Annotated in this window: 24 protein-coding genes; 2 read left to right on the forward strand and 22 right to left on the reverse strand. The window is 33.7% G+C overall.

Annotated features, from left to right (window positions below; translation table 11 throughout):
• Window positions 1-79: 79 nt before the first annotated feature.
• From DM447_RS10715 to DM447_RS10755, 9 genes are all read right to left on the reverse strand, one after another.
• The gene (locus DM447_RS10715) at window positions 80-826 is read right to left on the reverse strand and encodes a pseudouridine synthase (RefSeq protein ID WP_112181217.1); all 747 of its coding nucleotides are present in this window, start codon (window positions 824-826) and stop codon (window positions 80-82) included.
• Window positions 827-930: 104 nt separating this feature from the next.
• Entirely contained in the window at window positions 931-1,464 is a 534-nt protein-coding gene (locus tag DM447_RS10720) for a spore maturation protein (RefSeq protein WP_112181218.1), read from the reverse strand.
• Entirely contained in the window at window positions 1,461-2,051 is a 591-nt protein-coding gene (locus DM447_RS10725; RefSeq protein ID WP_112181219.1) for a nucleoside recognition domain-containing protein, read from the reverse strand. The genes DM447_RS10720 and DM447_RS10725 overlap by 4 nt, the downstream gene beginning before the upstream one ends.
• Window positions 2,052-2,954 carry a D-alanyl-D-alanine carboxypeptidase family protein gene (locus DM447_RS10730; protein WP_112182727.1) on the reverse strand — a complete coding sequence of 301 codons (903 nt, stop codon included), beginning with the start codon at window positions 2,952-2,954 and terminating at the stop codon, window positions 2,052-2,054. It abuts the gene before it with no gap.
• 93 nt (window positions 2,955-3,047) lie between these two features.
• Window positions 3,048-3,908: a superoxide dismutase gene (locus DM447_RS10735; RefSeq protein ID WP_112181220.1), complete on the reverse strand. Its 861-nt coding sequence runs from the start codon at window positions 3,906-3,908 to the stop codon at window positions 3,048-3,050.
• 115 nt (window positions 3,909-4,023) lie between these two features.
• Entirely contained in the window at window positions 4,024-4,614 is a 591-nt protein-coding gene (gene scpB / locus DM447_RS10740; protein WP_112181221.1) for an SMC-Scp complex subunit ScpB, read from the reverse strand.
• Window positions 4,611-5,351: a segregation/condensation protein A gene (locus tag DM447_RS10745; RefSeq protein ID WP_112181222.1), complete on the reverse strand. Its 741-nt coding sequence runs from the start codon at window positions 5,349-5,351 to the stop codon at window positions 4,611-4,613. Before DM447_RS10745 ends, scpB begins: the two co-directional genes overlap by 4 nt.
• Before the next feature lie 147 nt (window positions 5,352-5,498).
• The gene (locus DM447_RS10750) at window positions 5,499-5,849 is read right to left on the reverse strand and encodes a GNAT family N-acetyltransferase (protein ID WP_112181223.1); all 351 of its coding nucleotides are present in this window, start codon (window positions 5,847-5,849) and stop codon (window positions 5,499-5,501) included.
• 335 nt (window positions 5,850-6,184) lie between these two features.
• Window positions 6,185-7,960 (reverse strand): ABC transporter substrate-binding protein, encoded by a 1,776-nt coding sequence (locus DM447_RS10755; RefSeq protein ID WP_112181224.1) that lies wholly within the window; start codon window positions 7,958-7,960, stop codon window positions 6,185-6,187.
• Window positions 7,961-8,106: 146 nt separating this feature from the next.
• On the opposite strand from DM447_RS10755, the gene DM447_RS18550 reads away from it, so the two are divergent.
• Together DM447_RS18550 and DM447_RS10760 are read left to right on the forward strand one after the other, a co-directional pair.
• Entirely contained in the window at window positions 8,107-8,280 is a 174-nt protein-coding gene (locus DM447_RS18550; protein ID WP_241964516.1) for a hypothetical protein, read from the forward strand.
• 34 nt (window positions 8,281-8,314) lie between these two features.
• Complete coding sequence (locus DM447_RS10760; protein WP_338418757.1) at window positions 8,315-9,016, forward strand: DMT family transporter; 702 nt, start codon at window positions 8,315-8,317, stop codon at window positions 9,014-9,016.
• Between the two features lie 167 nt (window positions 9,017-9,183).
• On the opposite strand, the gene DM447_RS10765 is transcribed toward DM447_RS10760, so the two are convergent.
• The 13 genes from DM447_RS10765 to deoB all read right to left on the reverse strand — a co-directional run bounded on the left by DM447_RS10765 (window position 9,184) and on the right by deoB (window position 20,750).
• Complete coding sequence (locus DM447_RS10765) at window positions 9,184-9,621, reverse strand: peptidylprolyl isomerase (protein ID WP_112181225.1); 438 nt, start codon at window positions 9,619-9,621, stop codon at window positions 9,184-9,186.
• A gap of 2 nt (window positions 9,622-9,623) precedes the next feature.
• Complete coding sequence (gene lysA / locus DM447_RS10770) at window positions 9,624-10,928, reverse strand: diaminopimelate decarboxylase (RefSeq protein ID WP_112181226.1); 1,305 nt, start codon at window positions 10,926-10,928, stop codon at window positions 9,624-9,626.
• A 218-nt stretch (window positions 10,929-11,146) separates the two neighbouring features.
• The gene (locus DM447_RS10775; protein WP_112182728.1) at window positions 11,147-12,586 is read right to left on the reverse strand and encodes a spore germination protein; all 1,440 of its coding nucleotides are present in this window, start codon (window positions 12,584-12,586) and stop codon (window positions 11,147-11,149) included.
• 22 nt (window positions 12,587-12,608) lie between these two features.
• On the reverse strand, window positions 12,609-13,175 hold the full coding sequence (gene spoVAEA, locus DM447_RS10780; protein WP_112181227.1) for a stage V sporulation protein SpoVABEA: 567 nt from the start codon (window positions 13,173-13,175) through the stop codon (window positions 12,609-12,611).
• Between the two features lie 30 nt (window positions 13,176-13,205).
• Window positions 13,206-13,631 (reverse strand): stage V sporulation protein AB, encoded by a 426-nt coding sequence (locus DM447_RS10785; RefSeq protein ID WP_269813814.1) that lies wholly within the window; start codon window positions 13,629-13,631, stop codon window positions 13,206-13,208.
• Entirely contained in the window at window positions 13,612-14,226 is a 615-nt protein-coding gene (locus DM447_RS10790; protein ID WP_112181228.1) for a stage V sporulation protein AA, read from the reverse strand. The genes DM447_RS10785 and DM447_RS10790 overlap by 20 nt, the downstream gene beginning before the upstream one ends.
• A 204-nt stretch (window positions 14,227-14,430) precedes the next feature.
• On the reverse strand, window positions 14,431-15,180 hold the full coding sequence (gene sigF, locus DM447_RS10795; RefSeq protein ID WP_112181229.1) for an RNA polymerase sporulation sigma factor SigF: 750 nt from the start codon (window positions 15,178-15,180) through the stop codon (window positions 14,431-14,433).
• A gap of 16 nt (window positions 15,181-15,196) precedes the next feature.
• A complete protein-coding gene (gene spoIIAB, locus DM447_RS10800) occupies window positions 15,197-15,637 on the reverse strand; it encodes an anti-sigma F factor (protein ID WP_112181230.1) in 441 nt (146 codons plus the stop codon).
• Window positions 15,634-15,987, reverse strand: a complete 354-nt coding sequence (gene spoIIAA, locus DM447_RS10805) for an anti-sigma F factor antagonist (RefSeq protein ID WP_112181231.1) — start codon at window positions 15,985-15,987, stop codon at window positions 15,634-15,636. The genes spoIIAB and spoIIAA overlap by 4 nt, the downstream gene beginning before the upstream one ends.
• Window positions 15,988-16,092: 105 nt before the next feature.
• Entirely contained in the window at window positions 16,093-17,274 is a 1,182-nt protein-coding gene (locus tag DM447_RS10810) for a D-alanyl-D-alanine carboxypeptidase family protein (protein WP_112182730.1), read from the reverse strand.
• 137 nt (window positions 17,275-17,411) lie between these two features.
• Window positions 17,412-18,713, reverse strand: coding sequence for a pyrimidine-nucleoside phosphorylase (locus DM447_RS10815; RefSeq protein WP_112181232.1), 1,302 nt, complete (start codon window positions 18,711-18,713; stop codon window positions 17,412-17,414).
• Window positions 18,714-18,741: 28 nt separating this feature from the next.
• Window positions 18,742-19,560 carry a purine-nucleoside phosphorylase gene (locus DM447_RS10820; protein ID WP_112181233.1) on the reverse strand — a complete coding sequence of 273 codons (819 nt, stop codon included), beginning with the start codon at window positions 19,558-19,560 and terminating at the stop codon, window positions 18,742-18,744.
• Between the two features lie 11 nt (window positions 19,561-19,571).
• Window positions 19,572-20,750, reverse strand: coding sequence for a phosphopentomutase (deoB, locus tag DM447_RS10825; protein ID WP_112181234.1), 1,179 nt, complete (start codon window positions 20,748-20,750; stop codon window positions 19,572-19,574).
• Between the last annotated feature and the right edge of the window lie 4 nt (window positions 20,751-20,754).

Raw genomic sequence — 20,754 nt, forward strand, 5'->3', positions numbered from 1 at the left:
TTGGTCAGTTGAATAAAAAGGTGATTATTTCAACATATTTCGCAATAAACACATAGGTTTTTCTAATTTTAAAATAAAGTTACTCTTTTGTTTTTACTTGCATTGCTTCGTTACGAAGCTGCTTGACTTCATGTGGAGTTAATTCACGGTAATCACCTGGCTGTAAACCTTGCAACGTCAAAAATCCATAACGCTCTCGTTTAAGTTTTTTAACTGGATGATTAATCCCCTCAAACATTCTTCTTACTTGGCGATTTTTACCTTGATGCAGGACTAGTTCCATTATAGCTGTGTTTTTTTGTTCATCGGTTGATAAAATTTTAGCATGAATAGCTTTTAAAACTTCACCTTCAGATTTAACACCTTTTCTCAATTCTTTAATAGCTTCTCTTGATGGTATACCCTCGATTTTGGCAACATATACTTTATCCATTTCGTGACTCGGGTGCATTAATAATTGAGCAAAATCTCCATCATTTGTCAGCAAAATAATACCAGAGGTATCATAATCTAATCTACCTACAGGATAAACACGTTCTTTTAAGAATGGAATGAGGTCTGTAAGTACTTTTCGATCTTTATCATCTTTCAGACTAGAGATCACGCCTCTAGGTTTATATACGACATAATAGACAGGCTGTTCCTTTTCAAGTGGTAAACCTTCTACTTCAATTTGATCATCTGGTGTTACTTTTGTTCCAAGCTTCTTAACTTTTTTTCCATTAACTGTTACTTTTCCATCCTCGATAAGTTTTTCTGCTTTTCTTCTTGAAGTAACTCCACTGTGTGCAATCACTTTTTGTAAACGTTCTTCTTTATTTGACATAATATCACCATAATTTCATTCGATTTTTAATAACTTGTTTTGTATTGTTATTTTGACAGAAAAAGCTCAACAAAACAATAGCGTTAACAGTAGCGTTAACGCTTTTATTGTGAAAATACAATTGATACAACTATAATTGATGTTATTATACCAATAAAATCTGCTATTAGTCCAACTTTTAATGCATCACCCATTTTATGAATACCTACTGCACCAAAGTAGACAGTGATAATATAAAACGTCGTATCTGTGCTGCCTTGCATCGTAGAAGCAAGTCTTCCAATAAAGGAATCCGGCCCATATATCTTGATTAGTTCTGCAGTAATCGCTAATGCTGCTGTGCCAGATATTGGCCTTGTAAATGCTAAAGGTGCTATCTCACTAGGGATGCCTAAAAATGATAAAACTGGTTCTAGTAAGGTAATAAATGCATCCAATGCTCCTGAACTGCGGAAGATAGCAATTGATACAATCATCCCTAAGAGGAATGGTAGTAACGAAATCGCCGTTTTAACTCCTTCTTTTCCACCTTCAACAAATAGTTCGTATGTAGGGAGTTTTTTTACTGTAGCAGTAATTAACACAATCATCACCATACTCGGTATAATCCATGCACTGATTAATGTAATGGTGTTCATTTTTTGTTTTTACTCACCCTTTTCAAATAAAATAATCGATCAATTATAATGGCGAATGACGTTGTGATTAGCGTAGCTATTATTGTCGTACCCACAATTTCTGTTGGGGCAGCCGATTGGTACTGCATTCGAATCGCGATTACAGTGGTCGGAATTAACGTTAAACTGGATGTGTTTATCACCAAAAAAGTGATCATCGAACGACTTGCCTTATCCGAATTTGAAAGTAACTTCATTTCTTTCATTGCCTTTATTCCCATTGGTGTAGCCGCATTTCCTAGCCCAAATAAATTCGCAATAAAATTTGAAAGAATATACCCCATTGCCGGATGGTCTTTCGGTATATCTGGAAATAGCCTTGTTACCAATGGTTTGAAAAATGCAGATAGTTTACTTAAAATACCTGCTTTCTCTGCAATGCGCATTAAGCCAAGCCAAAAGACTAGTACACTGATTAATCCAATTGATAATGTCACCGCTTCTGATGCACTTGAAAAAATTGCCTCATTAACCTGATCCATAGTTCCGTTAATCATTGCATAAATGATTCCAATAATCGACATGCCAGCCCAAATGTAATTAACCATCTACATCGCACCGACCATTTTATTAAAAAATGTAAAAACAGTTTTTATGAAGTTCTCCTGTTTTTCACTTTGCGCTCCTCCTGCTAATTGGTCTTGCAATAAACTGGTACTTGATGATACATCATATTGTTCAAATCCCCAATCAAATAAACGAATATGATCCTGCCAATCATTTGGATCATCTAAAGTCACTACTATTAATGTTACATCATTTTTTTTAGCGACAGATACCAGTGTTCTTCCAGCGGCCTTTGTATAACCAGTCTTTCCACCAATTGTATAAGAGTAATAAGTGGTTAGTAACTTATTTTTGTTTCCCCAAGCATAAGTACGTTGATCCGAATGATATGCTTGGGCACCAGTTATCGTAACAAATTGTTCATTTTCCATAGCATGTTTCGTTAATAAAGCCATATCATATGCTGTTGAATAGTGTGATTCCGAATCTAAACCATGAGGATTATCAAAATGTGATTGTTCCATTCCTAACCAAACTGCTTTCTCATTCATTAAATAAGAAAACCCTTCTACGCTACCACCAACGTATTCAGCAATTGCTGTTGCCGCATCATTTCCAGAACGCAACATTAATCCATAAACAAGGTCTTTTAATTTTATTTTCTCTCCTTCCTTCAAATAGATAGAGGAACCCTCTGTGAAAGCAGCTTCATGACTAATTGTCACAGTCTCTTCCATTTTGCCAGATTCAATAGCTAATACGGCAGTCATTATTTTCGTTATACTGGCAATCAACTCTGGATCAGTAGCGGCTTTTTCATACAGAACATCACCATTTGATTGGTCCATTAAAATAGCATTACGAGCTGTTACACTAGGATTAGCCTCAACATTTTCAGGAATAATTGTTATGAAGCAAATACAACCGATTATAAATAGCAGCATTGGTTTCAAGTTTTTACACCCTCTCTACATACTTTCTCTATAATCTTATGCAGAAAGGACGAGCATATGACTTGAAACAATTACAGGATCTTCTTAATGCGGCATCCAAGTTATCTGTTTCGCTTCTTCAAACCTTTCTTTAACGTTCTCCCAATCAATTACATTCCACCATGCATTTATATAAGCATTGCGATCATTTTCATATTGTAAATAATAAGCATGTTCCCATACATCAAGTACTAGTAAAGGGATACTATCCGCTAATGCATAATGTTGATGTTTTTCTCTTGTTTGGATCCCTAATCTCTGTGATCGAGGAGACCACACAAGCAATGTCCAACCACTTCCTTCAACTGACCCTGCACCACTTGTGAAAATTCGTTTGAAATTTTTAAAGGAACCAAAATCTTTATTAATTTGTTTAGCAAGCATCGTGTTATCTTTCGGTTTTCCTCCTCCATTTGGTTTCATGTTAAACCAAAAAATAGTATGCAAATAATGACCAGAACCGTGAAAGGCTTGCTCTCTAAACCAATGTTTCCACATCTTATTATTGGAATCTCCTTGATAAATGGCTACTTCCGCTTTATTTAATCCATCAACATAAGACTTATGGTGCTGATCATGATGTAATCGCATTATTTTTTCTGAAATAAACGGTTCAAGCGCATCATAATCATATGGTAATGGTGGTAGTTTATGTTTTCCTATTGGAACCGAACCGTTATTCGTATTTCCCTCTAAACGTCGTGCGAAAATTTCCGCTTGATCTCTTAAATACATAATTTCTTGTTCAGCAATACTTCGCTCTTGCAATCCTTCTTCTAATTGTATTTTCCAATCTTCCCAACCTGATAATTCTTGTCTATCTTCATTGCTTTGCAGTGCCAATTCTTCCACTTCATCAGACCACTGTAACAAGTCATTTAGATAAGCTTTTGTGTTCTTCTCCATCAAATCACCTCAAACGTAGCCTATGATACAGACAAAGTTTTGGTGTCAACAATAACTACATATGCTTTCTTATTCTTTAAAAAAAGAGAAGTAGCACATAAATGCGCTACTTCTCTTAATCTATTTGATTCATTTTTGCTTCAAAATTCTCAAAAAATAGATCTGCTTCTTCACTTACATCTGATTCATTCACACTTTCTGGTAATGGTGGTAATTCTTCTATTGACTTTAATCCAAAGTAAGTTAAAAAGTCAACGGATGTACCAAACATTACTGGTCTTCCAATTCCATCTTTTCGTCCAACCTCTTCAATTAGTGCTCTAGATAGCAAAGTTTGAACACCACGATCACTTTTAACCCCGCGTATGTCCTCAATTTCCGTACGAGTAATTGGTTGGTTGTAAGCAATAATGGCCAACGTTTCAAGTGCTGCTTGCGAAAGCTTTGAAGTGTGTGGAGATTCCAGCAATTTTTGATAATAAATTGTATGCTCTGGTTTCGTTGCCAAATGGTATGTATCTTTAGACTCAACAAGCATAATACCACGTTCTATCTGCTCGTAATCTTGTTTTAATTCAAGAATGATAGCTTCTACTGTATCTAGATCAGTTTCTAATACAGCTTTTATTTGTTTTTTACTTAAACCTTCATCTCCAGTGGCAAATAATAATCCTTCTAAAATTGCTTTATAATTTCTAAGTTTCACGCGTTATCCTCCATGCTATAAATAATCAATGCATCAAAATGTGTTTCTTGTTTGCAATAGATTTTTTTATCTTTCATTAGCTCTAGTACAGCCATAAATGTCACAACTATATGAGAACGTGATGGATATTCAAATAATGCATCAAATGAAACACCTAATCTATGATCTTGTAATTGAGTTAAAACCTCTTCCATTCGCTGTTTAATTGGTATCTCCGTTCGCTGAATTGTTGTTTCTAAAGGCCGGTTCCATTTTTTGCGATCAAATACTTTTTGCATTGCTGCAAGCATATCATAAATAGATAGATCACCTTTCGTATTAACTTTTTCTTGGTTCTTTTTAAACGCTATAACTTGAGCAGGTCTTGTAAAGCTATAACTTAAATCTGATTCTTTATCTTGAAGTTGACTAGCAGCTTCCTTATACTTCCGATACTCAATTAACCGACGCATTAATTCCTCGCGTGGATCTTCTTCATAATCCTCTTCTATATCTAATTCTTGATTTGGTAAAAGTAGTCCACTTTTCATTGCCAATAATGTAGCAGCCATCACCAAGTATTCACTAGCAACATTTAATTCAAGCTGTTGCATTGTATGAATATAGTGCATATATTGCTCTGTTATTTTTGAAACAGGAATATCATAGATATCTATTTCATATTGATTAATTAAATGTAAAAGAAGATCCAATGGACCCTCAAAAGTATCCAATTTCACTTGATAGGATTGTTGCATAGAATCCTTCCCCTTTTTTCTATATCGCCGTATTTACACTGATCTTAAATTATTATTTTAGCATATAGTACAACTAAAAATGCCTGATTCTATAAATTCTCTCTAAAAAAAGTAAAAACCAGCTCATAAGGAGCTGGCTTCAAATCTTTAAGAATCACACTTGGTTAAAAACTCTTCTGTTAAGTCATTGGCACATACTTGATATTTCTCACTATATTGTTCTTTAATACCATTCACCATTTTCTTGCCTATTCCTGTATTTCTGTGTGAAGGATTAACTGATATATGCTGAATGATAACCTTACCAAATTCTTCATCCACATATATGCCAATTGCTCCTAAAACATCTTCTTCTTTCCACAAATATAAATGCCAATTATCATTGTTCTCGTATTCCTTAATTGTTTGTTGTAATTTTTTAACATCTTTTTCTTCCGGCATAAAAGACAATAGTCCCATAGCAATCTTTTCTAGTGATTTTTTAAAACGAATTAACATATATACCCCTCATTATTTAAGAACTTATTATATAGTATAACGTTACCAGTCCTCAAAAGGTTCCAATAAGTTCTTAAAACTTTTATTATATCTGTGCTATTTAAAGTGTTTTCAAAACTTTATTCTAATATATTATTTTTTTGCACATATTGATCATACTACTTTTTTTAATGATTGTCATGATTTTGCTAGCAATTGTTATAAAATATCCATAATTTCAAGCTTAAATAAAACGACAAAGACTAAACTAAGTATAGAGTGATTAACACTTTAAGAAGTAGCTTTCAGCTTAACAATAGTGGTCAATTAGTAACTTTTTTTATAAATTCAATGTACTAATTCTTTCGGAAGAATAATCTATCAAACGGAACTAATCCAATTGTACTCAGAGATATCCCCATTAATTTTTTATGAATTAGAGCTTTTTGAAACGTAGTATATAACGGTATAATTATATCTTGATCAATCAATTTTTCTTCTAACTGTTTTAGCAATTCAAAACGTTTTTCTTGTCGTTTTTCCCTCATAACTTTATCACAAAACTTATAAACCTTCTCTTCTAAATTATATAATTCAGAAAACACACTACTCTCAGATAGAAATAAATTATATACAGAAACCTCTCTTGAATTTTCAGAAAGAAAACCAGATAGAACTAAATCTGCTTGTTTTGACATTTCTATAAAACTTGAATATGGCACTTGAATAATATCAAGTTTTATACCGTATTTGGTTAATTCAGTCTGTATCCAATTAATATCATCTTCATTAGGAGTCAATTCATATGTCATTAAAGTTAAAGATTCATCGTACTTAGTGTCTTGATAAATCCAAGAATTAGAAGAATCATCATTTTCTTGATCTATAAATGAATTTGCCTTTTTAAATCTTGGATACCCCAAGTCCCTAACCATATTATCTTTGTTGATCATTAATGATACCCTTCTCCTTAATAAATGATTTATTCTAATAGTTTTTTTATTCATATTCCACATAAGATACTTAGTTGATAGATGATTTCTTCGAACGTGATTATATCCATCATCACTATCTTTTTCTAACGAAAATGGAATGTAAAATAGAGGTTCCCGCTTCATTTTATTAGCATTAAAATATTTCTCAATAGTTGGTAATATAAATATTGTAATTTCATCAAGGTAGGCCCTACCCTTAAAATAAGTAGGATGAACTTTTAGATTTAATAATGTCTCATCATGTTTTTCTATCATAAAAGGTCCAGTACCTATGGGAACTTCAGCAAATATTTCTTTTGTTTTACCACCATAATCTTCAGGAACAATGGAGCACTTGGGGGAGGATATAAGAATATCCCAATTATACATCGACTGTGAAAATTCAAATCGTATAACGTGACTTCCTATACAGCTTATACTTTTCAGATGCCTAATTATCCATTTTGATGGTGTATTACCAAGCCTCTCAAAACTAAATTTTATATCTTTTGAAGTAAGGTTTTTATTGTTGTGGAAATTAACCCCTTTCCTTATATAAAAAGTCCATTCCTTCCCCTCATTATTTTCTTCCCAATAATGCGATATACTTGGCACTATGCTTTCACTTTCCTTACTGTAAGTAACTAATGTATTGAAAATTTGTTCTACAATGTGCCTTTCCGATTCCCTTTCAACAACAGCAGGATCTAATGAGTTATAAATACGAAAATATGGGATTTTTAAGTGTTCATAATCATTTTTATTTTCATTCTCCTTTGTTACATTATCAACTTTCAGTCCAAAAAGTTTGAGAATCATACCATAAAAGACTTGCTCAATCTCATTATATAAATCATTATTTTCAAACAAAGATATTAGCCTAATAATTTCATCATAATCAGGTGACTGGTCTTCAAAGTAATCAAACATTTCTTCAATAGTTACTAAAAAGATTATTGTGGTTGCATTCCCTCTTCCTTCTCCTTTATTTCTATTTATCCACTTTTTATCAGCCATCTTATTCAAGATATTGGTTACAGTTCTTTCTGAGCATTGTAACTCTTTACTAATCTCACTTCTGGTTAATTTGACCTCTTGAAACGCTATGAACTGTGAGTACTTAGCAAAAAGATGAAAATAGTGTTCTATAAGCTTCATGATTATACGTTCCCCCTACTATAAAAGGTGAAATTGCAATCATTAACTTTCACTTTTTATTCTCCTTTTAGTAAGTATAATTATAATTACGGACTTTGTAAATTTTATACATTAGTGAGATATAAATTTGGGGGGAGGTTTGATGAATGGGAGGATTACAAAAAGGTCATTTTTTCAATCTAGTTTCTGTTATCACGATGGCGGTCGGGCCATTATTATCAAAATTTGGTTTATTGGAGATTTCCCCTGCTCAAGCATCTGTTATTAACACTATAACTGTTTATCATTGCAAGTTATCTATTGGGAGTAATACAACATAGGAAGGTGAATTTCTATGTTGAAAAGGAAATAATGATGTTAGCTTTATTCAATTCAATAGGGGTTATCTTTTTATTTTTAAGTACAAATTTACTTTCTCCAGTTGAAATAGGGTTTATTGGAAGGTTTTATACTGTATTTGCTGTGATATTATCCGTTTTAATACTAAAAGAGAGACTAAGTAAAAAGGAAGTAATATTTATAACTCTGGCAATCTTAGGAGCTTTTTTATTTGTTAATAGAGGTGGAGATTTTGATTCAAATATATTAGGTAGTTTATTTGCAGTTATATATACGTTCTTCTTCGCATTAACAAACATATTCATTAAAAAAACTATGTCTAAAGAAAGAGATTCAAATTCTATTTTATTTACTAACAATTGTATTACCCTCATATTTGTTTTACTTTACGCAACTATAACAGGAGATCTTTTAAATTCTGAGTATTCAATAACAGGAGTAAGTTTTATAATTACATCTTCACTTTTAACTGGATTTTTGGGAACGCTTTTCTTATATAAAGCTTTGCAACACTTACGTTTCTCGATCGCTAATGTAACCAGAGCATTCAGTCCGTTATTACTTGCTACAATATCATTTCCGTTTTTCCCAATTGAAATAACCATTCAAAATGTATTAGGTGCAATAGTTTTAATACTTTCAATTCTTTTATTATCTTTAGGAAAAACCAACAAAGATAAGTCTATCGATACAAATAAAAAGGCTTCTAATTCTTAACTGAATGGTTTAAATTGTAACTCTAGTAGTACGTCTTTATGCACGTTTTATTTATTAATCGAACAAGGAGTTGATTCTCCCCAATAAGAACTTAAAAAAGATATGATTCCCATAGTAAAATGGAAATCATATCTTTATATGTCTTTTAAAATTATTTAATCGAGAACTTACTCTTTTTCAGCAAATGTGACAGTTTTCATAGCGTCACCTTGTTTAATACGTAAAACAACATCCATACCTTCTATTACTTGTCCAAAAACAGTATGAACACCGTCTAAATGAGGTTGTGGCTCATGTACTAAGAAAAATTGACTTCCACCAGTATCTTTGCCTGCGTGAGCCATTGATAACGATCCTGCTTTGTGCTTATGCGGATTACCTTCTGTTTCACAAGCAATAGCATAACCAGGTCCACCTGATCCTGTTCCTGTTGGATCCCCACCTTGTGCAACGAAACCAGGTATTACGCGGTGAAATACAACACCATCATAAAAACCACTAGTTGCTAATTTTTCGAAGTTTGCTACCGTATTAGGAGCAGCTTCCTCATACATTTCAATTACTATTTTTTCGCCATTTTCAAATTCAATTGTTGCTTGTTTCATCTTTATTCCTCCTCGTAAGATAAGTCATTTTTACTAACTTCTTGATAGGTCTCGCGCTGAATGACAAGTTTATCTTGTTTATTTTCAATAAATACTACAGCTGCTTTTGGAAAACGATTATAATTACTTGACATGGAATAGCCATACGCACCAGTACTAAAAACAGCAAGAAGATCGCCTGGTTCTGCATTTGCTAATGGAACATCCCATAATAACATATCGCCTGATTCACAGCACTTTCCTGCAACGGACGCGGTTGTAGAAGCTGGTACATTCGCTTTATTTGCAAGAATAGCATCATACTTGGCTTGATAAAGTGCAGGTCGAATGTTGTCTGTCATTCCTCCATCGACTGCAATATAGTCTCGCACACCTGGAATTTGTTTTTTTGAACCTACTGTATAAAGTGTTATTGCAGTATTGCCAACAATCGCACGACCTGGTTCAATCCATATCTCTGGGAAGTCCATGTCATGTTTGACAACTTGTTGTTTAATCTCATCAACAAGTGCATTAACATAACCATCTAGTTGTAGAGGTTCATCTTCATCAGTATAACGAATTCCAAAACCACCACCCAAATTTAATACTTCTGGAGTGTAGTCATAGTTTTTTTTCCAGCTAGCTAATGAATCAAATAAACGACGTACTGCCATAACAAAACCATCTGTTTCAAATATTTGCGAACCTATATGACAGTGTAGCCCTTTAACATGCATACTGTCAATTTCTTGTAACTTTCTAAATGCCTCTTCCGCTTGTCCATTTGCTAAATCAAATCCGAATTTTGAATCTTCGTTACCAGTAAGAATATAGTCATGTGTATGTGCTTCAATACCTGGCGTCACACGAATAAGTACATCCATTTCACTTTGATAGTTTGCTAATATTTCTTTTAACAAATCAATTTCATGAAAATTGTCAATGACAATACAGCCGATGTCATGTTTAACAGCCATTTCTAATTCAGCTACACTTTTATTATTCCCATGCATATGAATTTTCTCAGTAGGAAAGTCGGCTTGTAAGGCTGTATACAATTCCCCTTGTGATACAACGTCTAAACTTAAATTCTCTTGTTTAGCAACTTGTAACATAGCAATAGATGAAAAGGCTTTACTTGCATATGCAACCTGAGCATTTACACCTAAACGAGCAAAAGTGTCGACAAAAGCACGTGCATTCTCTCTGATTTTTTCAACATCATATACAAAAAGAGGGGTTTCATATTTTTTCGCTAAATATGTGGTATCGACGCCTCCGATTGTTAAATGACCTTGAATATCTATATCTTTAAGCTCTTGCATCAAATACACCTCCACAATCCTTCAGAAAATATGCTTCTTTTCATCAATCTAGCTGAAAAAAATAAAAATCCCTTGCCAGTTTATACGATGAATAAATAGCATTCATAACATATAATGGAAGGGATTCCTAACATATTCCCAACTTCTTTTTCTTTTTAGATAAAATTAATTTACCACAAGTTAGGTCCGCGTTCAACTTTTATAATTGAATAATTATATTATGGTTGTTTATAATTGTTTTTTGGATGTACAATGCTTGGTCGTTCTTTCGATTGTGGAACTGCAAATCGAAACAATATTTGAATTAACGCTTTCCCATTAAAAGGTAAAAACGGCCATAGGTATGGTGTATTTAAAGACTTTGTTCGAGCTAATAATATTACATAGAGTGAAAAACCAATTAATAATCCTTTCACACCGAAGATCCCGGTAAATATTAGTAATAAAACTCGAATCATCTTGTTTGCAATACTAAGTTCATAACTAGGGGTTGCAAACGAACCGATTGCACTTATTGCTACATATAAAATAACTTCAGCTGTAAAAAGACCAACATCAATAGCTATTTGCCCAATTAAGACAGCTGCAATTAACCCCATGGCAGTTGATAATGGTGTTGGCGTATGGATCGCCGCCATTCGTAGAAATTCTATACCGATATCAGCTAATATAATTTGTAAAATAATTGGTATATTACCTGATTCATTAGGACCAATAAATGACAACGCATCAGGGAGTAATTGTTGTTCCATCACCATAATGTACCATAATGGCAGAAGGAAGATAGAAGCGAGAATACCAGTAAAACGTATCCACCGTACAAATGTTCCGATTGCTGGTGATTGGCGATATTCCTCCGCATGTTGTACATGATGAAAATAGGTAGTAGGTGTGATAATTATACTTGGTGAAGTATCAACCATGATTAGTACATGCCCTTCAAATAGATGATTGGCTGCAACATCAGGACGTTCTGTATATCGAACCAAAGGAAAAGGATTAACTCCTTGTTTCACCAAATATTCCTCTATTGTTTTATCAGCCATTGCTAAACCATCTATGTCGATACTCTCTAATTCCTTTTTAATCTTTCTGACCAATCCATCATCAGCAATATCTTGAATATAGGAAATGCAAATATCGGTTTTAGATCGTTCTCCTACTTGTAAAATTTCATTACGTAGCCGTTCATCACGTACACGTCTTCTTGTTAAGGCTGTATTTTCGATAATATTCTCTGTGTAGCCATCCCTTGCACCGCGAACAACCTTTTCTGTATCTGGTTCTTCAGGACTTCTTCCAGGGTAACTTCTTACATCTACCGTAAAACCAACATCTTGTCCATCAATAAAAATAACAATTAATCCAGAAAGTAATTGTGTCATTAAATCATCTAAATATTCATATTCTTCCACTTGTTGATGAACTAGACGATTTTTAATAATTGTTGTAAGTTGACTTTTATTTGTCTCTTCCTCGTTAATGGAGACAAGTTTTTTTAATAATTCTACAATCACAGGTGTTTCACATAATCCTGTAACATAATACAATTGGACTTTCTGTTTTAATAAAATAATTTCTCGAAAACCAATATCAAAAGACGTTCCCACACCTAATTTACTTTTCATATAACTTTGAATTTCATTTATATCATTCATAATTGGTTTCTTATCTTTTTTTTTACTCAATCGGGACACCTCTTTCTAAAATCAATTCAACAGCCTTTCGAGTAATTGGACAACCTTTCTTTTCATCATCATACCCATGCATCTTCCCAATATCTCCAATTGCTATAACATTAGGTAGATTAAGTTGATCCAATATGTAAACCGTGTCCCCGTTTATTCTACCTACTTCAGCAATCGGGACACCTTCTTTATCAACACCATGCTCATTAATCTGTCCATCTTGGTCTATTGAAAGTGCTACACGTGACCACTCCATATTTTTCGTATGTGCAGCTACTGCAACAACACCTAAAATCGTGATGATCGGATCATGCACTAAGGCTAAGATAGTTTCTTCACCAGATCCTATACCAAATACACCAGCATCATCAACTAAGACATAAACAGGATTTACTTTAGCTTCATAAACAGCTTTAATGATATCTTCTGATGTATAAACACTAGGATTACCAGCAAATGCAGAAAGTGACGTGCCACCCAAAGTTTTAGCTATGTAATCAATCGTGTGTTGCGCATATTGATCACCATCTGTAATGATAATAACTTGTTTTTTATCCATAGTAATTATCCTTTCGTCTGATTAATCTAGTTACTTAACAAACACCAACCATTGAAATAATGAACCAATAATTTTCCCTAGAACTATAGCCATCATAAGCCAAATAATTTGATGATCTACCCGAATTCGCTTGGCCAAGATAGGAAAAACATTTAGTACTTCTGTCAACGCTGCAGCTAACATACCAATAAAAATACCATGCAGTAATCCCCAAATTACTAAGATAAAGTTTGGAAGATAAAAGGTGTAATTGCTAAATGAGAGATACGTACCAAAAAAAACACCCACTATAACTGCCATTTCATAATAATGTAAGAATTTTTTTGTTTTGCTTAATGTAACTAATCTTGGTATGATCCCTAACATTGTTAAGAATGCAACGAAACCTGTTCCTACTACCAATCCGGAACCTAAACCAATACATACATCAACAAGTTTATTTATCATTTGAATCATTCAATTTGTTCTCATAATGACTTACATATTGATCGATATCTTGTTGGTACTTATAAATTTCAATTTCTAACGGACTAGGTTCTTCATTAATTCGCTTTTTAAAAATATGATTAAAAAATAAAATCATCCCAAGACCTAGACCTAGTGAATAAGGAACCTGCATCCAAAGAGGATATTTTTCCTTTTCTCCTGTAAACAAATAATGAAGGCGTTGCTGTACACTTTGCATGCTTACATCATAATGAAAATTCATAATTGTCATAGCTGAGCCAACAAATAATAAGGACCATACAAACAGGATAAATGTTACTCTAGGTACTCTTCTTTTTTTAGTAATATGTATAATTGTTTGATTTGGACCTAATAACTGTAGATCAATTTCAGGAAAATACGCTTGTAATTTTTTAATAACAGTAAATCCTTCTATTACACAAACTTCTAAATCTTCTTTTACTATTTCTCGTAAAACGATTTGGTTTAATTTAGCAACCATTGCTTCATTTCCTGAAATAAAGGCAATGTCTTTTAACCTGACTTTTTTCTTTGCTGTTGTCTGGTAATGTTTTTTCATTCTTAAATAAATGATTCCATTCAAGTGAACACCTCCAAAACTTCTTTTTAGTATGGATCAGATCACAAGGAATCATGCATTTTAAAAACGATAAAGTTATTTTAAGCGGTTGTAGCTTTTTTGCCTCTTACCAATACTGATTATTAATTTGACCTGAACAAAAAAACTGCAAGCCCTTTGTTAGATATTATCTAACAAAGGGCTTGCAGTTAGTTCTATAAAATACTTTTATATCTCAATCTGGTTTTTCATCCAGTCTAAGATTTTCTTTTCTAATCGTGATACCTGTACTTGTGAAATCCCTAACCTTCGTGCAACTTCTGCCTGTGTTTGGTCTTGATAGTAACGTAAATAAACGATTAATCGTTCACGTTCATCCAAATCACGTATCACTTCTTGAAGCGCAATTTTATCAAACCAATTGGTTTCTTGATCAGAAATCTGATCAAGAAGTGTAATTGGATCTCCATCATTCTCATATACTGTTTCATGGATTGAATGTGGCGTTTTGGCAGCTTCTTGTGCATGTACAACATCTTCAATAGATATCTCAAGCGCTTCTGCAATTTCAGAAATCGTTGGCGATCTGCCTAACATTTTTGTTAATTCATCTTTTTTTCGCCTTATTTTATTACCTGTTTCTTTTAAAGAACGACTAACTTTCACGCTACCATCATCACGCAAAAATCGCTGGATTTCTCCAATAATCATTGGCACTGCATAAGTTGAAAATCTAACATCATAAGATAGATCGAATTTATCAATTGATTTAAGTAAACCAATACAGCCAATTTGAAATAAATCATCTGGATCATATCCACGATTCATAAAGCGTTGAACAACAGACCAAACCAACCTTACATTTCGTTCAACCAAAATGTCTTTTGCATTTTGATCGCCCGCTTGGCTAAGACGAAGATATTCCTTTACCTCTTCATCACGCAACTGTTTGACATTATGAGTTTTATTTAATTCCATTTTTTAGTCCATCCCCTTAATTGCATAAGGTTCGACTTTTATTAAAATGTTTGATCAATTTCACTATTGTTCCTTGACCACTTGTTGATTCAACTTCAACTTTATCCATGAAATTTTCCATAATTGTAAAACCCATTCCCGATCTTTCTAACTCCGGTTTAGAAGTGTAAAGTGGTTCAATAGCTTGATCAATATCTGCAATACCTACACCTGTATCTCTAATAACAAGTTCTACTTGATCGTCATCAATCGAACAAGTCATATAAATCATTTCATTCGCATTATGGTTATAACCATGAATGATCGCATTCGTAACAGCTTCAGAAACCACTGTCTTTATTTCTGTTAATTCATCAAGTGTTGGATCTAGCTGGGAGACAAAAGCCGCAATAGTAACTCTGGCGAATGATTCGTTCGCACTAATACTAGAAAATTTAATGTCCATCTCATTCTTCACGATGCCACCCCCAAACGAAGTAATGCAAATGACTCATTTTCTTCCAATCGAATAATCTTAAACAATCCAGATAACTCAAACAAGCGTTTTACAGCAGGAGAAATCGAACAAACTACCATTTCTCCGTCTCGTTGTTTTATTTCCTTATATCTGCCTAAGATAACTCCTAAGCCTGAACTATCCATGAAGGTTAATTGTTCTAAATTCATAATGACATGCTCGGTTTTTGTCTCTTTAATCATAGTCTGCCATTCTTTTTTGAATTGTTCTGCTTCATGATGATCTAGTTCACCCGATAGCCTTACCAGCAATACATTTTCTTTCGTCTTCCAATCTGTTATCAAGCTCACTGTTTTTCCTCCTCTTATTCCTTTGTTCTTTGGTTTCTTTCTATTTTGTTTAATTGAATTCCTGCAACATGACAAAACTAGTGTTTATTCGAAACAAAATGATACTTATCCCTCTTTTTTCACCAATTCCTTCATCGAGTATTTAAATAACTTCCAAACACTCGCTTCTTCAAGTGTTTCTTTTAATAGTAAAGGGGTTTCTGACAACAATTTCCCATCTTTCTTCACTTCTAATAAGCCAACTTGACTCCCCTTAGTTAAAGGTAATTGAATATCTTGATTTATTTTTATATTTGTTTCAATTCCAGATTGTTTTTCCCCTTTTTCTAATACAATTGAGACAGCATCTTCTGTAATAACATCTACTTCATCTTTATCAGCTTTAACCATTGAAATTTTCGTTACTGCTTGCTGTCCTTCATACAGTTGTTCTGTTTTATATTGAGAGAAAGCATAATCAAACATCTGTGTAACTGCTTGATTTCTTGCTTTAGTCGATTCAGCTCCAAGTGCAACTGCAATCACACGCATATTATCTTTTTTTGCAGTTGCAGTTAAACAATATTTTGCTTCTGAAGTGTAACCAGTTTTTAGTCCGTCCACACCATCATAAAACTTAACTAATTTATTTGTGTTTACTAACCAAAACTCATCTTCTGTACCTTTACGTAAATAATCTTCGTAAACACTTGTATACGTTGTAATTTCTTCATGCTTTAAAAGATCTTTTGCAATAATCGACATATCATATGCAGTTGAGTAGTGGTCTTCTGCTGGTAAACCAGTTGGATTTTGGAAACGTGTATTTTCTAATCCTAGTTCTTTAGCCTTTTCATTCATCATTGTTACAAAAGCCGCTTCACTTCCAGCAATACGTTCTGCTAGAGCAACACTTGCATCATTACCTGAGGCCATAGCAATTCCTTTTAAAAGATCTTCAACCGTCATCTCCTCCCCTTCTTCTAAGAAGATTTGTGATCCACCCATAGAAGCTGCATATTCACTAACTCGAACTTTTTCAGTCAATGTTATTTTTTCATCATCCAATGCTTCCATTATTAAAATAAGTGTCATCATTTTTGTCATACTAGCTGGTGGTAATTGTTCATGTGCATTTTTTTCGTAAAATATTTTACCGGTATCTCTTTCGATTAAAATAGCAGAACTTGCGTTTTCAGCTAGTGCTAATTCATCTGTTGTCGATTCATTTTCATTTGCGTTTGTCACCATTGGTTGGAAATAAAATAATAATAGTAACATCGTTAATAGTAGGACTGTTCTTTTCATCATGTGTAAACCTCCAAATACGTAATGTTCATATTTTTTCCATAAACCGTGATTTTTATAACAAAAAAAACACCTGAATTAAAAATTCAGGTGTTTTTCTGTTCTCTATTCTATTGGAGGTAGTCTTTTTCTTGATATTATTTAATAACCTGATAGATTAAATCAAGTCCAGCTACTTTTTTATCAGATATAGTATATGCCTGTTGCATCGTTTCTTCGGACTGCCCAGCAACCTGTGTATCACTAAATAATATAGCAATTGGGTCATCAATAGCTACGTGATCGCCTAATTTTTTTAGAAGTCTAATGCCAACACCATGATTAATAATATCTTCTTTGGTAGCTCTCCCAGCTCCTAAATGCATAGCAGCTATTCCAATTAATTCAGCGTCCATAGAGGATATATAACCTGTTTCTTTCGCTTTAATTTCTATCTCATATGAAGCTTTAGGAAGCTTATCAGGATCATCAATTACACTAATATCTCCACCTTGTGCTTCTACAAATGAGCGAAATGCTTGAAAAGCTTTCCCATTATCAAGGTTTTTCTCTAACTCGATATAAGCCGTTTCATAAGAATCAAAGACTTCAGCTAATACCGTCATATGTGCTGCTAATTCAAGCGATAATCTTCGCAAATCAGGTATATTCTTTCCTTGAAGAACGTCAATCGCTTCCTTCACCTCATTTGCATTGCCAATTTCATGGCCTAATGGTTGGTTCATATCACTTATTACTGCAATCGTATTCCGACCTAAATGTTTTCCGATAGTTACCATTTGTTGTGCTAAAGCTTGTGATTCTTTCATAGTTTTCATAAAAGCACCAGAACCAGTTTTTACGTCTAAGACAATACTATCGGCACCAGATGCTAGTTTTTTACTCATAATTGAACCTGCAATTAATGGAATTGAATCGACTGTTCCAGTCACATCACGTAATGCATATAATTTCTTATCTGCAGGAGCTAAATTACCTGTTTGACCTGCAACTGCTAATTTATATGTATTTACTTGTTCAATAAAAGCTTCTTTATCTAATTCGATTGTGAATCCAGGAATCGATTCTAATTTATCTAATGTACCACCAGTGTGTCCTAAACCTCTTCCAGACATTTTAGCTACAGGAACCCCTACAGACGCTACTAAAGGACCAACAATAAATGTCGTCTTATCTCCAACACCACCTGTAGAGTGCTTGTCTACTATATGGCCTTCTATAGCAGACAAATCAATTGTTTCACCTGAGGCAACCATAGCCTCTGTTAAATCCGCAGTCTCTTTTTCATTCATTCCGGAGTTATAAATTGACATTAACAAAGCAGAAACTTGATAATCAGGAATTGTTCCTTCTGTATAGCCATCAATAAAAAAAGATATCTCTTCTTTTGTTAACGCATGTCCATTTCGTTTTTTTAATATAACATCAACCATTCGCATTCTATTCACCTCTTATCTACAGATTATTTTAAACTAATGTTTTCACCATTTCTTTTACAAAAGTTAAGAAATCTTGTTTCACTCTTGTTGTAGTTTCAATAACTTCTTGATGATTAAGTGGTTGATCTAGAATACCTGCTGCCATATTAGATATACAAGATATTCCCAAAACGGATAGACCGGCGTGGTTTGCAACAATAACTTCTGGTACGGTTGACATACCAACAGCATCTCCACCCAAATAACGTAACATTCTCACTTCTGCTCCAGTTTCATATGATGGTCCAGTATTTCCAACATATACACCAGTTTGAACCTTTAAATTTAATTGCTTTGCAGTGTCTTTTGCGTGCGTGATTAATTCTCTATTATAGGCTTGTGACATATCAGGAAAACGGTCACCTAATTTATCATCATTTGGACCGATTAAAGGATTCGTTCCCATATTATTAATATGATCTTCAATTAACATTAAATCTCCTGGTTCAAATGATTCATTAATTCCTCCTGCTGCATTTGTCACGAACAATTGTTTAATGCCCAATTCTCTCATTACAAGAACTGGAAAAGTAACTTGTTCCATTGTATACCCTTCATAAAAATGGAATCGTCCTTGCATTGCAATTACTTGTTTTCCTTCTAAATTACCAATTACAAGTTGTCCTTTATGACCAGAAACCGTCGATACAGGAAAATGTGGAATATCTGCGTAAGGTATAGAAACAGCATCTGTTATCTCATCTGCCAACACGCCTAAACCTGAGCCTAAAATTAAACCAATTGTAGGCTGTACCTTAAGTTTCTCTTTTATAAATGTTTGTGCTTCTATTACTTGTTTTCTATCCATATTTATCCCCCTTATTTAATATCTTTCAAAAAACTTTCTCCATATTTAGGCATGCTTATTCCAAAGTTTTCGGCCACAGTAGCACCAATATCGGCAAAAGTTTGACGAATAGGTAGTTCTTGACCTGATTCTATTGCCTGATGATGAACAAGTAAAGGCACATATTCTCTAGTATGATCTGTTCCATGATGAATCGGATCATTTCCATGATCAGCTGTAATAATTAAAAGATCATCTGCCCGTAATTTGTTCAACACTTCTGGTAAACGAGCATCAAAAGTCTCTAGTGCTTCACCATATCCTTTTGGATCGCGTCTGTGTCCATATTTTGCATCAAAATCAACTAAATTCAAAAAGTTTAAGCCTTGAAAATCCTTGTCCATAGATTGAATGAATTTTTCCATGCCATCATCGTTATCATCCGTTCTAATCGATTCAGTAACTCCTTCACTATCAAAAATATCAGAAATTTTACCAAGTGCAACCACGTCAAAAGAAGCATCTTGTAATTCGTTCATTACTGTTCGACCGAATGGTTTTAACGCATAGTCATGTCGATTAGAAGTACGCTCAAAAGCACCTGGCTTTCCTGTAAATGGTCGCGTGATGATTCGTCCGACCATGTATTTATCATTTTTCGTTAGTTCACGTGCTATCTCACAAATTCTATATTGTTCCTCAATAGGTATGACATCTTCATGTGCTGCGATTTGTAACACAGAATCAGCAGAAGTATAGACGATAAGAGCCCCTGTCTCCATGTGTTCTTGACCAAGTTCTTTAATTATTTCTGTACCAGAAGCTGGTTTATTACCTATAATTTTACGACCAGTACGTTCTTCTATTTCTTTTAGTAAATCATCTGGAAACCCATCTGGAAATGTTTGAAAAGGCTGATCAATAAATAAACCCATCATTTCCCAATGACCAGTCATTGTATCTTTTCCATTTGATGCTTCTTGCATTTTTGTGTAATGTGCTAAAGGTTTAGAAGCTTTCTCAATACCCTCAATTTCTCTAATATTACTAAGCCCCATTTTTCCAATGGTCGGCATATGTAAACCGTTCATATGCGAAGCAATATGACCTAATGTATCTGCACCAACATCATTAAACTTTGGAGCGTCTGGTGCTTCTCCTATACCAACTGAATCCATTACAATTAAAAATATGCGTTTAAATGGTGCCATTATT

Origin of the sequence: Paraliobacillus zengyii (assembly GCF_003268595.1) — a bacterium.
Classification (GTDB): Bacteria; Bacillota; Bacilli; order Bacillales; family Amphibacillaceae; genus Paraliobacillus_A; species Paraliobacillus_A zengyii.

Bases quoted from the DNA above. Each gene is read 5' to 3' on its own strand.
- lysA (WP_112181226.1), bottom strand. From the start codon at position 10,928: ATGCAAGAGCTTAAAGATATAGATATTCAAGGTCATTTAACAATCGGA.
- sigF (WP_112181229.1), bottom strand. From the start codon at position 15,180: ATGGAATTAAATAAAACTCATAATGTCAAACAGTTGCGTGATGAAGAG.
- DM447_RS10720 (WP_112181218.1), bottom strand. From the start codon at position 1,464: ATGAACACCATTACATTAATCAGTGCATGGATTATACCGAGTATGGTG.
- DM447_RS10815 (WP_112181232.1), bottom strand. From the start codon at position 18,713: ATGCGAATGGTTGATGTTATATTAAAAAAACGAAATGGACATGCGTTA.
- DM447_RS10760 (WP_338418757.1), top strand. From the start codon at position 8,315: ATGTTAGCTTTATTCAATTCAATAGGGGTTATCTTTTTATTTTTAAGT.
- DM447_RS10820 (WP_112181233.1), bottom strand. From the start codon at position 19,560: ATGGATAGAAAACAAGTAATAGAAGCACAAACATTTATAAAAGAGAAA.
- DM447_RS10715 (WP_112181217.1), bottom strand. From the start codon at position 826: ATGTCAAATAAAGAAGAACGTTTACAAAAAGTGATTGCACACAGTGGA.
- deoB (WP_112181234.1), bottom strand. From the start codon at position 20,750: ATGGCACCATTTAAACGCATATTTTTAATTGTAATGGATTCAGTTGGT.
- DM447_RS10730 (WP_112182727.1), bottom strand. From the start codon at position 2,954: ATGCTGCTATTTATAATCGGTTGTATTTGCTTCATAACAATTATTCCT.
- DM447_RS10750 (WP_112181223.1), bottom strand. From the start codon at position 5,849: ATGTTAATTCGTTTTAAAAAATCACTAGAAAAGATTGCTATGGGACTA.
- spoVAEA (WP_112181227.1), bottom strand. From the start codon at position 13,175: ATGGATAAAAAACAAGTTATTATCATTACAGATGGTGATCAATATGCG.
- DM447_RS10735 (WP_112181220.1), bottom strand. From the start codon at position 3,908: ATGGAGAAGAACACAAAAGCTTATCTAAATGACTTGTTACAGTGGTCT.
- DM447_RS18550 (WP_241964516.1), top strand. From the start codon at position 8,107: ATGGGAGGATTACAAAAAGGTCATTTTTTCAATCTAGTTTCTGTTATC.
- DM447_RS10810 (WP_112182730.1), bottom strand. From the start codon at position 17,274: ATGAAAAGAACAGTCCTACTATTAACGATGTTACTATTATTATTTTAT.
- DM447_RS10745 (WP_112181222.1), bottom strand. From the start codon at position 5,351: ATGCAACAATCCTATCAAGTGAAATTGGATACTTTTGAGGGTCCATTG.
- DM447_RS10755 (WP_112181224.1), bottom strand. From the start codon at position 7,960: ATGAAGCTTATAGAACACTATTTTCATCTTTTTGCTAAGTACTCACAG.
- DM447_RS10775 (WP_112182728.1), bottom strand. From the start codon at position 12,586: ATGAATGATATAAATGAAATTCAAAGTTATATGAAAAGTAAATTAGGT.
- DM447_RS10785 (WP_269813814.1), bottom strand. From the start codon at position 13,631: ATGATTCAAATGATAAATAAACTTGTTGATGTATGTATTGGTTTAGGT.
- DM447_RS10765 (WP_112181225.1), bottom strand. From the start codon at position 9,621: ATGAAACAAGCAACAATTGAATTTGAAAATGGCGAAAAAATAGTAATT.
- DM447_RS10725 (WP_112181219.1), bottom strand. From the start codon at position 2,051: ATGGTTAATTACATTTGGGCTGGCATGTCGATTATTGGAATCATTTAT.